We start from the raw sequence: 15,608 nt of genomic DNA, 5'->3' as shown, positions 1-15,608 counted from the left end.
GTGAAGGCCTCGTGAATAATTTGCAAGAGCTAGAGAAGATAGTTGTTAAAGTGAGTAATGGAACACCAATACTTGTTAGGGATGTTGCTAAAGTTCAATTCGGTCACGGAGTTCGATATGGAGCTGCTACTCGAAACGGAGAAGGCGAAGTGGTTACGGGAATTGTGATGATGTTAAAAGGAGCAAACTCTTCTGCAGTTATAAATGCTGTTAAGGATAAAATTGAACAGATTAAGGAAACTTTACCAGAAGGAGTGACCATTGAGCCCTACCTGGATCGGAAAAAATTGGTGGATCGCGCGATAGGAACGGTAACCACCAACCTTACGGAGGGGGCGTTAATTGTGATTTTTGTGTTAATCCTCTTTCTGGGGAACTTAAGGGGTGGATTGATCGTGGCTTCCGTTATACCTCTTTCAATGCTTTTTGCAATATCAATGATGAACCTTTTTGGAGTCTCGGGGAACCTGATGAGTTTGGGTGCTATAGACTTTGGCCTTATCGTAGATGGAGCGGTAATTATTGTTGAATCTGTCATGTTCGGGATCCATACCGGTAAAAAGAAGTATGCAGGTGTTGAAAAGCTATCTTCTGAACAGATGGATACCGAAGTGAAACGATCTGCTGGAAAAATGATGAATTCTGCAGCATTCGGGCAAATAATTATTCTAATTGTATATCTACCTATTTTGGCATTGACTGGGGTAGCTGGGAAAATGTTTCACCCCATGGCGCAAACGGTAATGTTTGCTATTCTAGGCGCATTGATTTTATCGCTTACCTATGTTCCTATGATGTCTGCTCTGGTACTCGGTCGAAAGACGGAACATAAAAGAAATTTTTCTGATAAAATGATGGATTTCTTTCAGCGAATTTATAATCCTATTATAAAAGCTGCGCTTCACGCAAAACTTTTGGTAATTGGATTGGCCATAGGATTATTTGTTGTTACACTAGTAGTATTTGCCAATATGGGAGGCGAGTTTATTCCGCAGTTGGACGAAGGGGATTTTGCAGTAGAGACACGAGTTCCTGTTGGAAGTTCCATTGACCAAATGATTGATGTTTCTCAGAAGGCGCAAACTATATTATTAAAAGAATATCCAGATGAAGTATTGCAAGTGGTCAACAAAATCGGTTCGGGGGAAATCCCAACAGACCCTATGCCCATTGAAGCGGGTGATATGATGATCATTCTCTCACCAGAAGGAAACGACATAGAACGGGAGGAATTAATTGCGCAAATGCAGGAATCCCTATCGGTAATCCCCAATGCCACTTTTAGTTTTCAACAACCCATACAAATGCGGTTCAATGAACTCTTGACCGGGGCAAAACAGGATGTGGTACTCAAAATTTATGGGGAAGACCTTAATGTTCTTTCTGATTTGGCCAATAATGTTGGCGGAAAGATAAGGTCCGTTGAAGGGGTCAACGATTTATATGTGGAAGAGATTACTGGTTTACCTCAAATCAAGATTGAATTAAACCGTGATAAAATTGCGCAATATGGCTTGAATGTAGCGGATATAAATACCGCTATCGAAACCGGTTTCGCCGGAAAAGTAGCGGGAATGGTATTTGAAGGGGAAAGGCGTTTCGACCTCGTAGTACGTCTGCAAGAAGAAAGCCGTGGCGATATAACCGATGTTGAAAACCTATACATAGGTACTCCTGAAGGCCAACAGATCCCACTTAGTGAGGTTGCCAATGTATCCTTTGAGCCTGGCCCCGTCCAGATACAACGGGATAATGCAAAACGTCGGGTTATGGTCGGCTTCAATGTACGTGACAGGGATGTTCAAAGTATTATTGAGGATATCAAACAAATTATGGCTTCTAATGTTGATATGCCACCAGGTTATTATGTAACCTATGGCGGTCAATTTCAGAATTTAAAAGAGGCCAATCAACGCTTAATGATCGCTCTACCAGTAGCCTTGTTGCTGATTTTAATTTTGCTCTATTTTGCTTTTGGTTCCTTAAAACAAGGTTTGCTCATTTTTACGGCGATCCCTTTATCGGCCATTGGAGGTGTTTTTGCTCTTTTAATACGAGATCTACCTTTCAGTATTTCAGCTGGGGTCGGGTTCATTGCGTTGTTCGGGGTTGCCGTTTTAAATGGAATTGTACTTATCGCAGAATTCAACAGGCTCAAAGAAGAAGGGGTTACAGATATTTATGAACGTGTTCGTAAAGGGACAAGTGTGAGACTGAGACCGGTATTAATGACAGCCACCGTAGCCGCCTTAGGGTTTTTGCCTATGGCAATATCAACATCTTCAGGTGCAGAGGTACAGCGGCCATTGGCTACTGTTGTAATAGGTGGTTTAATTACGGCTACAGCATTGACCCTTATTGTACTGCCCGTTTTGTACATCTATTTTACCGACAGAAAAGCTAGGTCCAATTTCGGGAAAAAGCAAATAGCCACCACTTTGATCGTGATCGGCGGACTGTTCTTTCCGGCAATGCAACTTCAGGCACAAGAAATGGATCAGGTGCAGGAGCGGGAACTTACTTTAGAGCAGGCCATTGAAATTGCATTACAGAACAATAACCGGATGAAGATCGCGCAATATGAAATTGAGGTTCAGGAAACAGGAAAGTATGGTGCGATAACCATTCCCAAAACAGAATTTTCCTATTCAAACGGTGAATTCAATACGCCCACGCTAAAGGATAATCTGTATGGGGTTACCCAGCGAATCAATTTCCCTACGGTTTACACCAGTCAGTTCAAGTTGGCGAAAGCCAGGGTCAATAGCAGTGAGCAACTTAAGATCATAGAAGAAAATGAACTGATTGCAGATGTAAAATCGGCCTATTTAAGGTATATGTTCTTAATGGAGAATAAACATCTGTTGCAGCGTCAAGATAGCCTTTACAGCAATCTGGACAGATCAAGCTCGATGCGTTATAAAACGGGCGAATCCACAAAACTGGAAAGTGTGACCTCGGCCACACAATCGATGCAGATAAAGAACAAGCTTCAACAGAATGCGGCCGATATTAGAATCGCCAAAAAACGCTTACAGGTTTTATTGAACATAAATGACAATATTAATGTAACAGGTGCTGAGCTGGTTCCTCGGGAGATAAATATGGATATTGAAAGCCAATCTGTGGAACAAAGTCCGTTCTACGTTTATTTAAAACAACAGCTAGAGGTAAGGGAACGGGAGACCAATGTGGAAAGGAACCAACTTTTACCGGATTTAATGTTCGGTTATAACAGCCAAACCTTCAATGGTGTTCAAAATAGCGGTATAGCAAACCAAAATTTTGGTAACGATGACAGGTTCTCTTCTTTTCAGGTAGGTATCGCAATTCCCATTTTCCCTGGAGGACACCGTTCCAAGATCAAGGCTGCAAAAATTGAAGAGGATATCGCCCAATCTCAAATTGAACTGAACCAGACCCAATTGGAAGGGGAGTTACAAAACTTGTTGCAGGAATATTATAAACTTCAAGGTACTTTAAATTACTATCAAAATGAAGCGCTGCCACAAGCGGAACTCATTATTGATAATTCTGAAAAGAGCTTTAAGAGCGGTAATGTTTCTTATGCCCAATACCTGCAAAACCTCACTTTGGCGAATAGTATTCAGACAGAATATTTAAACACACTTTATCAATATAAACAGTCCATCATAGTAATTGAAGCCTTATTGGGCTTGTAAAAATCAAGTGATATCACTTTAAAATATAAAAAGATGAAAATTCAATTCAATACAAAAATTTCGCTACTCATTTTATCCACCCTATTTATAGTGGCTTGCGGCAACAAGGATTCTGAAAAAATGGATTCTTCCAAAGAATCTTCTATGAAAGAGGAACAACCTGCTAACGGATCCAAACAGATCACTTTTACCAAAGATCAATACAATCTCGCCGGAATTGAAACCGGAGAGATCGAAATGAGAAATCTTAGCAACATCGTGAAGCTAAACGGTGTTGTTAATGTAGAGCCAAAAAGTATGGCCTCTGTATCTGCACCTTTGGGGGGATATTTAAAAACCGCCGGAAGACTGCCCGGTGAAGAAATTAAAAAAGGACAGGTATTGGCTACGATCGAGAATCCTGAATTTATCCAAATCCAGCAGGATTATTTGGAAAGTCTGAGTAAACTCCAATTTCTGGAAGAAGAATACAGCCGACAAAAACAATTAAGGGAGGAAGACATCAATTCTGCAAAAACTTTTCAACAGGTTTCTTCAGATTATAAAATAACACAAGGTCGAGTCAAGGCGTACGAACAACAACTTGCGCTTGCGGGAATCAGTAGAAGTTCGGTCCAAAATGGAAATATAACACGAACCGCGAATCTTTATGCTCCTATTTCAGGATTTATAAAAGCAAGCAATGTGAATATCGGTGATTATGTATCGCCACAAGATGTGCTTTTTGAGATAGTTAATTTGGACGATATGCATTTGGCATTGAACGCATTTGAAAAAGATCTGGGAAAAATTGAAGTAGGACAAACCGTAAAATTCTCCCTTGCCAATGATAATACGTTCAACCGTACCGCAGAAGTTTTTTTAATAGGAAAAGCTACCGGAAACGATCGAATCACCCCGGTACATTGCCATTTAAAAAAAGAAGACAAAGAAGATTTATTACCGGGAATGTATGTGAAAGCTTGGGTGGAATCAGGAACCGAAAAACAAAATGCAATCCCATTGGAAGCCCTTGTTCAATATGAGGGGAAGGATTTTGTAATCTTTCAAACCGAAGAATCTGAGAACGGTTATACATTTAGATTGGAACAGGTTAAAAAAGGAATTGAGCAGGAAGGGTACACGGCCATAACTTTTGCTGAAAGTGCCGATGTCAAGAATTTTAAGCCTGTTACCAAAAACACTTATTCTATCTTGTCTGCCTTGAGAAATTCTGAGGAAGAAGAGTAGGCTAATTTTAAAAGATCAGGATGAAAATAGACAAGGCGATATCCAGATTAACAGAACCCTTTCAGGCGTTACAAAACAAGTTGTTTGCTAAAGTATATCTGGCGCAAACAATTAGCCTATTAGGGGATGCCTTTACCTGGGTTGGTTTGGCATTATTGGCCTATCAATTTGGGGAAGGCAGGGCAGCGATAATTTTGGCCACAGCCCTCACATTGCGGGTAACCGCCTTTATTATCTTTTCACCTTTTGCAGGTGTGCTTGCAGACCGGATAGACCGAAAAAAGATTCTGTACACGACCCATTTTATTAGAATGGGCCTTGTTGCCTTGCTACCGTTCATTACCGCCGAATGGAAAATTTATGTACTGGTATTTCTTATGAATGTTTTCAATGCCTTTTTCAGCCCAACTTATAGGTCTATCATTCCACAAATAGTTGATAAAAAATTATATCGGCAAGCTATCGGTTTATCCGCTGCCACATATCAATTATTAGGGGTCTTAGGACCGGGATTGGCGGGTATACTTGCAGTCTGGTTGGGTGCTAGGGAAATATTTTTGGTCGATGCAGCAACATTTATTATCGCAGGGATTTTGCTCTTAACCCTTCCAAAAAGTTTTTTGAATGCACCCAAGGAAGATGTTTCGAAGGAACGCCCTACCACTTGGCAAGATGTTACAAAAGGGGCTAAGCTCTTGTTTCAGAACAAATATATACGTTTTGCCCTTTTCATAGAACTGGTATCGGCGATGGCCGGAGCTTTCATATTGGTAAATACCATTGTTCTTGTCAAGGGTGGATTGAACCTCCCGGATAAGGATTATGGTTTGATTATGGCCGCCTTCGGTATTGGAGCTACCGTGGCAGCCTTCGTTTCCGGGGCTATTGATAAATCCAGATCAAGACAGGTTTCCTTGATTCTGGGGGTATTGACATTAGGCCTAGCAATCAGTGCCGCAAATTACCTAAATTTTTCCCTGCTATTTGTGTTTTGGATTTTTGCGGGTTTGGGACAAAGTTTGGCAGAAATACCTTCGGAAACACTTATCGGCGAAAATATACCGGATAGTGAACAAGGGAAAGTATATGGCTCCCATTTTGCGTTTTCACATCTGTGGTGGGCGATCTCCTATCCTATAGCCGGGTTTTTGGGGACTAATTTCCCCGAAAAGGAATTTCTCTACGGCGGGATTATTACCCTGTCCTTGCTACTAGTCGTGTTTCTCTTTCTTAGGCCGAAAAAAAATGTTAGAAATCAGATCAAATGAAATCAAAGACAGTTATACATTAATGATTGCTATTTAAAATGTGGAAGCAAAAAATTGAGCATTCACTACAAACACTACCATTATGGAAGATTCTAAAAATAATAAGCCCGTCATTTATAAGTGTAATGGAGTAAACTGCCGAAAGAAAAAAGGAAAACTTTTAGATTATTATATAAAGAAATATAAACTGAAAGATAAAATTGAAGTTGAGGGTATGGACTGTAACAATAAATGTGAACAGGCTCCTGTGCTTCATCTTCATCCAGAGGATATATGGTTTTCGGAAAAAGATCTAGGAACGATAGTTAAAAGGTATATTTTAAATAAATAATCCAATTCTATTTTCATAGGGAAGTAAAACCAGAAATACCGGTGAGGAGGATCCTTGATGAAAAATTATCGACAACTTTTTTTAATTTTGTAGTAATTTCTGGTATTTATTGGATTGTAACAAATAATAACACAAATAAACAAAAAAGGCTTTGGTATAAGACTCTTAACTATACTGGATTTTCAGAATCTTTTCTATTTCGTTTCAAAGACGAAATCAATTTTTCATGAATTTGACGATATATAGGCTTTACTGTCTAGTTTTCCACAATTTAATTCTTTAGCAACAAGCAGAACCTTCTTCTATTGGTGTTCATTCTACCGGGCCTTAAAAACAAGAAATACAGCAATTACCTTCTTTTGGTTTTAGAACTCTCTAACCTATTATTTGAAAAGTAAAATTTTTGAACAGAAATATCAATTAATCTCAAATAAGATCAAATAAACATATACATCAGGTTTCAGGAAGAAAATTTGCTATTCTGTACTTATTCTGTACTAACCTAAATAAAAAAAGGCCTTCAATTTCTTGAAAGCCCTTTGTTTTCTAGTAGCGAGAGGGGGGCACGATCCCCCGACCTCCGGGTTATGAATCCGACGCTCTAACCAACTGAGCTACCTCGCCATACATATTCTAATTGTGCCAATCTAGCCGAAAACCTTATTTCATGAATGATTTCAGCTTTTGTGAATGCGGGTGCAAATATAAAATTTATTTTAAATCAGGACAAACATTATTTTCCAAATTATTATTTGATTTCTTTTAAACTTTGCGATTAATATCTATATTGCCCGAAACTAATCAATCAGAAATGGAAGAAAAGAAAAAATACGAAATGGAATTCCCAATTCAGGCTTCTCCTTCATTATTATACCAATATATCTCAACACCTTCCGGACTTAGTGAATGGTATGCAGATAACGTTAATTCTAGAGGTGAATTTTTTACCTTTATTTGGGAAGGTAGTGAGGAAAAAGCCAAACTTTTAAGCAAAAAAAGCGATGAGCGCATAAAATTCAAATGGGTTGAAGACGAGGACACACCATATTTTTTCGAATTACGCATCCAGGTTGATGATATTACTAAAGATGTTTCCTTGATGATTACAGATTTTGCTGAAGACGATGAAATTGAAGAGGGTAAAATGTTATGGGATAATATGATTTCAGATCTTAAACAAATCCTGGGATCTGCTTAAAATATATAGAAATTTATACCTTTGCCCCGTTCTAAAAAACGGGGTTTTTTTATGGTCAATTTTAACGGAAAAATAATAAATAAGGAAACAGCTAATCTTTCAATCAACAATCGTGGTTTTGCCTATGGCGATTCGGTTTTTGAAACTATTCGTGTGATCCACCGCAAAATAATGTTCTGGGAAGATCATTATTTTAGGCTAATGGCCTCTATGAGGATTATGCGTATGGAAATTCCTTCTACTTTTTCTCCGGAGTTTCTCGAAGAAGAAATAGTGGATTTAATAAAGGCTCGAAATCTTGAAAATAAGCCTGCCCGGATTAAATTTTCGGTTTTTAGAAAAGAGGGAGGAAAGTATACACCTCAATTTAGGGATATTGAATATTTTATTCAGGCCTGGGAAATGGAAAACGCCTTTTATCTTCTGAATGATTCTCCCTATGAGATTGAATTATTTAAAGACCATTATATCAATAGTGGGCTGCTTTCTACAATCAAACATAATAATCGCGCCATAAATGTATTGGGAAGTATTTTTGCTTCTGAAAATAACTATGATAATTGCCTTTTGCTCAATGAAAAAAAGCAGGTTTGTGAAGCTTTGAATGCTAACTTTTTTCTTGTGAAGGATAATCACATTAAAACCCCGCCAATAACTGATGGCGCTTTAAATGGAATTACCAGGAAACAAATTATCGAAATTTTAAAAAAACTCCCCGCTTACTCCTTTTCCGAAGAATCGATTTCTCCTTTCGAACTACAAAAAGCCGATGAACTATTTATCACCAATGTAGGGATCGGGATACAGCCTGTGACCAAGTATCGAAAAAAGGAATATGAAGATAAAGTAGCCAAGGATCTCTTGGCCAAACTTAATATGAGGGCAAGATTAGCTTAATTATAGCTGGGATTTTCAGGAGAATTAGACCATAACATATATTCCCCACCTAAAGCTACCATTTTATCCTTCCAGAAAGAATTGTAAGGCTTTTCTATCAAATTTGTCTGGTCATCATTCATAGTCACTATCCAACTGCCAGAATTTAGTTCCTCTTCAAGCTGGTTTGCATCCCAACCAGAATAACCTAAAAAGAATTTAATTTGTTTATCGGTAATTTGCTTTTTAGAGATCAGGTCTATAACCGCTTCGAAATTCCCACCCCAGTAAATCCCATTGGCAATTTCGATGCTTTCAGGAATAAAGTCGGGAATTTTATGTATAAAGTAAAGGTTGTCCTGTTCTACGGGACCCCCGTTGTAAACCTTGAAATTTCCTTTTATATCTGGAATAAGATCTTTTAGTTTGAAATCCAAAATCTTATTAAGGATAAATCCAACAGATCCATTATCGGAATGATCGGCTAGTAACACAACCGATCTATTGAAGGAAACATCCCCAATTATGGAAGGTTCTGCAACTAGAAGATGGCCTTTGGTTGGTCTTAACGCAATCATTTGTAGCAGTGTTTTGGTCTAAACTAATTATTAATTGTTAATAAAACAATACTTCACGAAAAATTTTGCATAAAAAAAGCCTTCTAAAAGAAGGCTTTTAAAATTTTATACTAATAGGTGATTAGTTTACTGCTTTTTGTAAATCTGCACCCGCTTTAAACTTCACAACGTTTTTAGCTGCAATTTTAATAGTTTTTCCAGTTTGAGGGTTTCTACCTTCACGAGCTGCTCTTTTAGATACAGACCATGATCCGAAACCTACTAAAGAAACTCGATCTCCCTTTTTAAGTGATTTCTCTACGTTTTCAAGAAAAGACTCTAATGCTTTTTTTGCTGCAGCTTTAGAAATTCCAGCATTCTCAGCCATTGCATCGATTAAATCTGTTTTGTTCATAATTTGAATTTTAAATTAATTGTTGGTTAAACATTCTGTTAAACTGATATACAAATTTATACGGATTTCTCGTCCATGCAAGGAATGACAAGGGAAAAGGCCGTATTTGTTGATAACTTCACTTTATTGTTAATAAAGATAATTGTTTTTTATTAAAATGCAACAGAATCAGTGTTAATAAGGGTTTAACCCAGTTTGCTGTCCGGCGCGAAATGATAGCCGTTGAGCAAATCTTTTGCATCCATTCTTTTTTTACCTGGAAGCTGAATTTGTTTAATGATGATAAAACCATTTTTAGCCGCAACTTTTATTTTTTTCTCCTGTACAGTAACGGTTCCGGTTGGTAAATGATGTTCCTGGCTAATCACTTCTACATCAAAAATTTTCACCTGAAATTCTTCCGAAGAATTCTCTAAATAACACCAGGCTCCTGGATAGGGATTCAATCCGCGTATATGGTTATAAATATCCTTTAAAGGGAGGTTCCAGTCGATCTTGGTATTTTCCTTATCTAATTTAGGAGCCTTTTTTAAATGTCCATTATCCTTTTGTGGAATTCTCTCTATATTATCCTTTTGAATCTGATGAAGTGTTTTCACAACCAAGGCCGATCCTTTTTCCATTAGCTTATCATGTAAATGTCCTACATTTTCATGTTTTTCAATTTTTACTTCCTGCTGAAGAATGGTTGCTCCCGTGTCAATATTTTCATCAATAAAAAAAGTCGTTATTCCTGTTCGGTTTTCCCCATTCATTATAGCCCAGTTTATGGGAGCAGCTCCGCGATAATCGGGTAGGAGCGAAGCATGCAGATTAAAAGTGCCAAACTCCGGAAATTTCCAGAGCCATTCTGGAAGCATTCTAAAAGCTACGACAACCGAGACATTTGGATTTAATTCCTTTATTTCCTCCTGAAAATCTTCTGATTTTAAATTGGTGGGTTGAAGAATTTTCAGATTCTTAGAAACTGCAAATTTTTTCACTGCACTTTCAGTAAGCTTACGTCCGCGGCCCGCAGGTCTATCTGGAGCAGTAATGACACCCACTACTTTAAAATCTGCCTCAAGTATTGCTTTCAAACTTTCTACGGCAAACTCTGGCGTGCCCATGAATAAAACCCGAAGTTCTCTCATCTAAGAAACATATTTATATTTATTATCTGGAGTTCTTTTTATAACTCCCTTCTCGCATAACAAACCTAAAACTTTTACTACAGACTTCTCATTATAATTCAAATTACTCGTGATTTCCCTGGAGGTTTTGGCATTTTTTCCAAGAATTTTTTTAATACCTAAAAAAATTTCATTCATATCAACCTTGCTAAGTGTGCTATCCTTCTTTTTGCAAACAGAACATTTTCCACACTCCTTTCCCGGCGCTTCTCCAAAATAGGCGAGAAGCAGTTTTTGCTTACAAATTTCGTCATTATAAACAAATTCCAGGACGGCATCTATTTTAGCCTGTTTAGAGAGATTATATAGTTCAATAAACTTGGAATACGGGTTTATGCTATGATCATCCTCTCTGGGAACCAGAAAAACAATACTCGCATCGTGTTTTGAAATATTGAGGTCAATTATTTCCTGAGCTTTTAACTCCTCAAAATATTCAATTACTTCACTTTCGGAAAGCATACTCTTTTCTGAAATTGAATTTAAATTCACCGGGATGATGCTATCGAAAACTCCACCATAATTTCTAAGGATCACTCTTAGCAATGCTGAATATTTCGGATTGTTATCAATAAAATAATCTATTTGGTTTCCGGAAATTAAGATTTGAATTTCGGTTTTTTTCTGAAAGTTTTGCGAGAGTTTCAGGATACTGCATCGATCTAGAATTTGTAGGGCATTATAAGTTTTTCCGGATGGTAATTGATATTGATGGCAGAAATTTGAAAAATTGAAATCATGTTCAGTTTCATCCCCTTCACCATAAGCTATTCTAAAATAAGTATTCAATTTCCTGTAGACGAGTTTTACTTCTTCTACAGAAGGAAGATTATTTAAAAATTGATTTTTTAAAACCGGAATATCACTTTCATTGGTAAGGATGATCGCCCGGGAATTTTTCCCGTCTCTACCCGCCCTTCCAGCTTCCTGAAAATAACTTTCCAAACTTTCGGGTAAATCCATATGAATGACGGTTCTAACATCTGGTTTGTCTATTCCCATCCCAAATGCCGTGGTTGCCACCATAACCTGCAAGGAGTTATTGCGCCAGTCATTAAAATATTTCGTTTTCAATTCTTTTTTAATCCCCCCATGATAAGCGGCGGCTGAAATCCCCTGCTTTTTTAAAAATCCTGAAATTTCTACCGTGGCATTCCTACTACGAACATATATAATCGCTGAATCCTTCTTGAGTATTTGGGTTAGCCTGAAATATTTATCCTCAGTCCTCAGGACTTCGTAAGCAAGGTTAGACCGCACAAAGGAAACTTTATGAATGGCTGGAGCTTTGAGCTGAAGCTGTTTACAAATATCTTCAGCGACAATACTCGTGGCAGTAGCAGTAAAGGCGGCAAAAGGAACCCCGGGAAGAAGGTCTTTAATTTCTGAAATATTACGATAGGCAGGTCTAAAATCGTGGCCCCATTGTGAAATACAATGTGCTTCATCAATGGCAATTAAATTTACGTTCATTTGCCTGATGCGTTCCCTTACTAATTCCTGTTGAAGCCTTTCCGGTGAGAGATAGAGGAATTTAAAATTTCCGAAGATGCAGTTGTCCAGTTGGCGATCAAGGTCAGGATAGGATATCCCGCCAGTTATAGCCATCGCTTTAATATTTTTCTGCTGAAGATTTTGCACCTGGTCTTCCATCAGGGAAATTAATGGTGAAACCACAATACAAATGCCATCTAGGATCATTGAAGGCACCTGAAAGCAAAGGGATTTTCCCCCACCTGTTGGAAATAAGGTAAGGCTGTCTTTTCCTTCTAAAATAGATTGAATAACTTCTTCCTGTTGCGGTCTAAAATTATTGAAGCCCCAGTATTTATTAAGTATTTCTAAAGCTTCTTTATTCACTGTTTAGATAGTATTCAAAATATAGTCAGTACGTTCCTTAACACTCAATTTCGGTACTTCCATGGGTTGATAACCATATTTTTTATAAGTATCATAAAGATAAGCGGAAATTTTCTTAGCCTGATTAAAATTCTCATAGCGCTCATTATCGTTCAGGTAGATTTCCTGCCAGGGAGGTAATAAAAAAATTTTGGTGTATTTATACTCCACGCAGGGAGTTACAAATAATTCTGAATATTCCGTTCCTAAATATTCCATATATGCAACCACATCAGGAATACCTCGATCAATAAAAACTAAATTTTCGGAAATACCTTCTGCTTGATGAAATTGTTTGATACGTCCTTCGAGCAATTTCCTGCTGAATAAGATGGGATCTTCCAAAAAAAGTTGGTCGATACCTTCTTTCTTCGCTTCCAGGATGACATCCCGGGAAATTTCGTGGAGACATTTTTCTCCCCTTTTTTCAAGCTCGTGAATAATAGAAGACTTTCCGGTTCCGGGGCCACCGGTAATTACGATTTTTAACTTTTTCACCCGCCAAATTTCGGAAATTACATTTGATTATAAAAATAATTGCATTCCTTGTATCTTTGTGAAAAAGAAGAAGAAAATTTATGAGTGAATCGATTAATCCAGAAGAGTTTTATAGTAAATTGAAAAAACAATTACAGGATACCTCTTTATGGCCGGCAGAATATCTTTACAAATTTATAGTTCCTACACAAGGCGGGCAAATCCAGCAGGTAGAGGACATTTTTGACAATTTAGGAGCTGTAATAGAAACCAAGCAATCGAAAAAAGGAAAATACACCAGTGTTTCCATTAATGTTCGTATGAAGGATCCAGACGAAGTGATTGCTAAATATAGGGAAGTGGCAGAAAAGGTGGAAGGTGTAATTTCTCTTTAAAATCTTAACGAATAGGGGTGATTTTTTGCTAAACTTGCGTAATATTTAGTATTTTGCGGCAGAAGTTAACTTCAGAACAATACCAAACTATTTTCAATTTTGATAAACGCATTAGAATATAACTCTGAAAGGAGTCATTTGATTATTCCCGAATACGGAAGACATCTTCAAAAGATGGTAGAACATTGTGTGAGCATTGAGGATGATAAAGAACGCAATAAGGTTGCGAATTCGATTATCGCCGTGATGGGAAACATGAATCCGCATTTGCGCGATGTACCAGATTTTCAGCATAAATTATGGGATCAGTTATTTATGATCAGCGATTTTAAGCTGGATGTAGAATCCCCATTTCCCAAGCCCACCAGAGAAATGCTCGCAGAGCGCCCGGAAATGCTTCAATATCCTGAAAACAACCCAAAATATCGTTTCTACGGCAATAATATTAAACGTATGATCGATGAGGCAAAAGATTATGAAGAAGGCGATCTTAAAGATGCCTTGGTGTTGACTATCGCCAATCACATGAAAAAATCTTATTTAAACTGGAATCGCGATACGGTTGATGATGAAGTAATCTTTGAACATCTTCGTGATCTTAGCCAGGGAAAGATCAATCTCAAAAATGCCGATGAAGATCTCACTCAGGCATCAGAACTTATTAGGGGTAGTAATACTACAAATAAAAAGAAATACGTAAAAAGCAGTAATAAAAAGTCTAACCGAAAAGGCGGACGCAACAAACGCCACTAATTTCAATAACTTTTAATGGGAACTTTCAAAATTGAAGGCGGGCATCGTTTAAGCGGAGAAATTCAACCTCAAGGAGCTAAAAACGAAGCACTGCAAATCTTATGCGCTGTTTTATGTACTGATGAAAAAGTACAAATCAACAATATCCCAGATATCCTGGATGTAAATAAGCTTATCACTTTACTTCGGAATTTAGGGGTGAAGGTCGAAAAATTGGGAAAAAACAGTTATTCATTTCAAAGTGATGATTTGAATATGGATTACCTGGAAAGCGAACAATTTAAGGTTGACGGGGGAGGATTGCGTGGTTCTATCATGATCGTTGGTCCTTTATTGGGAAGATTTGGTAAAGGATTTATCCCAAGACCTGGTGGTGACAAAATAGGAAGACGAAGACTCGATACCCATTTTGAAGGTTTTATGAAACTGGGGGCCGATTTTAGATATAATAAAGAAGACCGTTTTTATGGTGTGGAAGCACCAAACGGACTAAAGGGAAGTTATATGCTTCTGGAAGAAGCTTCAGTAACAGGAACAGCGAATATTGTGATGGCGGCTGTTTTTGCAGAAGGCACCACTACCATTTATAACGCGGCTTGCGAACCATATTTACAACAACTTTGTAAAATGCTGAATTCAATGGGAGCAAAGATCAGCGGAGTTGGATCTAATTTATTGTCGATTGAAGGTGTTGAAAAATTGGGAGGTTGTGAGCATACCATTTTGCCAGACATGATTGAAATTGGCTCCTGGATTGGCCTTGCTGCCATGACCAAAAGTGAGATCACTATTAAGAATGTAAATTGGGAAATGCTGGGATTAATTCCGGTAACTTTTGAAAAACTTGGAATAACGATTAAGAGGAAAGGTGATGATATTTTTATTCCTGCCCATAACAATGGTTATGAGGTGCAAAGTTTTATCGATGGTTCCATAATGAATATTAGTGATGCACCCTGGCCGGGTTTCACTCCTGATTTACTAAGCATCATGTTGGTAATCGCCACTCAGGCAAAGGGTAGTGTCCTAATCCATCAAAAAATGTTTGAGAGCAGGTTATTTTTTGTAGATAAGTTAATAGACATGGGCGCTAAAATTATTTTATGCGATCCACATCGCGCTACGGTAATTGGTCATAATTTCGAATCTCAACTTAAGGCAACTACGATGACCTCTCCAGATATTAGAGCCGGAATATCCTTATTAATTGCCGCCCTTTCGGCTAAGGGAACATCAACTATCCACAATATTGAACAAATAGATCGTGGATATGAAAATATTGAAGGCCGCTTAAAAGCGATAGGTGCAAAGATTGAGAGAATCGAATAAAAAATTATTACCCATAAAAAAAGCT

14 protein-coding genes and 1 tRNA gene are annotated in these 15,608 nt (G+C 37.8%); 9 read left to right on the top strand and 6 right to left on the bottom strand.

The genetic code is table 11. The features are described 5' to 3' along the window. The 4 genes from DHD80_RS15645 to DHD80_RS15630 all read left to right on the top strand — a co-directional run. Positions 1 to 3,683 (top strand): CusA/CzcA family heavy metal efflux RND transporter (locus DHD80_RS15645; protein WP_251742397.1); only part of this gene is annotated, 3,683 nt, incomplete at its 5' end. A gap of 33 nt (positions 3,684 to 3,716) precedes the next feature. Next, entirely contained in the window at positions 3,717 to 4,913 is a 1,197-nt protein-coding gene (locus DHD80_RS15640; RefSeq protein WP_251742396.1) for an efflux RND transporter periplasmic adaptor subunit, read from the top strand. Between the two features lie 20 nt (positions 4,914 to 4,933). Further along, positions 4,934 to 6,181, top strand: a complete 1,248-nt coding sequence (locus tag DHD80_RS15635) for an MFS transporter (RefSeq protein ID WP_251742395.1) — start codon at positions 4,934 to 4,936, stop codon at positions 6,179 to 6,181. 82 nt (positions 6,182 to 6,263) lie between these two features. Then, positions 6,264 to 6,512 carry a (2Fe-2S) ferredoxin domain-containing protein gene (locus tag DHD80_RS15630; RefSeq protein WP_251742394.1) on the top strand — a complete coding sequence of 83 codons (249 nt, stop codon included), beginning with the start codon at positions 6,264 to 6,266 and terminating at the stop codon, positions 6,510 to 6,512. Positions 6,513 to 7,062: 550 nt separating this feature from the next. Here DHD80_RS15630 and DHD80_RS15625 read toward each other — a convergent pair. Continuing rightward, positions 7,063 to 7,136 (bottom strand) — tRNA-Met (locus tag DHD80_RS15625). Positions 7,137 to 7,323: 187 nt separating this feature from the next. Here DHD80_RS15625 and DHD80_RS15620 point away from each other — a divergent pair. Both DHD80_RS15620 and DHD80_RS15615 read left to right on the top strand, forming a co-directional pair. Next, complete coding sequence (locus DHD80_RS15620; RefSeq protein WP_251742393.1) at positions 7,324 to 7,710, top strand: START-like domain-containing protein; 387 nt, start codon at positions 7,324 to 7,326, stop codon at positions 7,708 to 7,710. A 51-nt stretch (positions 7,711 to 7,761) separates the two neighbouring features. Further along, positions 7,762 to 8,607 carry an aminotransferase class IV gene (locus DHD80_RS15615; protein ID WP_251742392.1) on the top strand — a complete coding sequence of 282 codons (846 nt, stop codon included), beginning with the start codon at positions 7,762 to 7,764 and terminating at the stop codon, positions 8,605 to 8,607. Here DHD80_RS15615 and DHD80_RS15610 read toward each other — a convergent pair. From DHD80_RS15610 to DHD80_RS15590, 5 genes are all read right to left on the bottom strand, one after another. Next, positions 8,604 to 9,164, bottom strand: a complete 561-nt coding sequence (locus tag DHD80_RS15610; protein WP_251742391.1) for a YqgE/AlgH family protein — start codon at positions 9,162 to 9,164, stop codon at positions 8,604 to 8,606. The two genes, DHD80_RS15615 and DHD80_RS15610, sit on opposite strands and share 4 nt — an antisense overlap. A gap of 121 nt (positions 9,165 to 9,285) precedes the next feature. Continuing rightward, entirely contained in the window at positions 9,286 to 9,558 is a 273-nt protein-coding gene (locus DHD80_RS15605; protein ID WP_006990442.1) for an HU family DNA-binding protein, read from the bottom strand. Between the two features lie 185 nt (positions 9,559 to 9,743). Continuing rightward, the gene (gene fmt / locus DHD80_RS15600; RefSeq protein WP_251742390.1) at positions 9,744 to 10,691 is read right to left on the bottom strand and encodes a methionyl-tRNA formyltransferase; all 948 of its coding nucleotides are present in this window, start codon (positions 10,689 to 10,691) and stop codon (positions 9,744 to 9,746) included. Further along, positions 10,692 to 12,590: an ATP-dependent DNA helicase RecQ gene (locus tag DHD80_RS15595; protein WP_251742389.1), complete on the bottom strand. Its 1,899-nt coding sequence runs from the start codon at positions 12,588 to 12,590 to the stop codon at positions 10,692 to 10,694. A 3-nt stretch (positions 12,591 to 12,593) separates the two neighbouring features. Beyond that, a complete protein-coding gene (locus DHD80_RS15590; protein WP_251742388.1) occupies positions 12,594 to 13,127 on the bottom strand; it encodes an ATP-binding protein in 534 nt (177 codons plus the stop codon). Positions 13,128 to 13,207: 80 nt separating this feature from the next. On the opposite strand from DHD80_RS15590, the gene DHD80_RS15585 reads away from it, so the two are divergent. The 3 genes from DHD80_RS15585 to murA all read left to right on the top strand — a co-directional run bounded on the left by DHD80_RS15585 (position 13,208) and on the right by murA (position 15,583). Next, a complete protein-coding gene (locus DHD80_RS15585; RefSeq protein ID WP_251742387.1) occupies positions 13,208 to 13,501 on the top strand; it encodes a DUF493 family protein in 294 nt (97 codons plus the stop codon). 99 nt (positions 13,502 to 13,600) lie between these two features. After that, positions 13,601 to 14,254 carry a DUF4290 domain-containing protein gene (locus DHD80_RS15580; protein WP_251742386.1) on the top strand — a complete coding sequence of 218 codons (654 nt, stop codon included), beginning with the start codon at positions 13,601 to 13,603 and terminating at the stop codon, positions 14,252 to 14,254. A gap of 15 nt (positions 14,255 to 14,269) precedes the next feature. After that, entirely contained in the window at positions 14,270 to 15,583 is a 1,314-nt protein-coding gene (gene murA / locus DHD80_RS15575) for a UDP-N-acetylglucosamine 1-carboxyvinyltransferase (RefSeq protein WP_251742385.1), read from the top strand. Positions 15,584 to 15,608: the final 25 nt, after the last annotated feature.

Origin of the sequence: Gramella sp. AN32 (assembly GCF_023718305.1) — a bacterium.
Classification (GTDB): domain Bacteria; phylum Bacteroidota; class Bacteroidia; order Flavobacteriales; family Flavobacteriaceae; genus Christiangramia; species Christiangramia antarctica.
The sequence above is the reverse complement of the archived record's forward strand: the minus strand, read 5'-3'. Positions and strand labels throughout refer to the sequence as shown.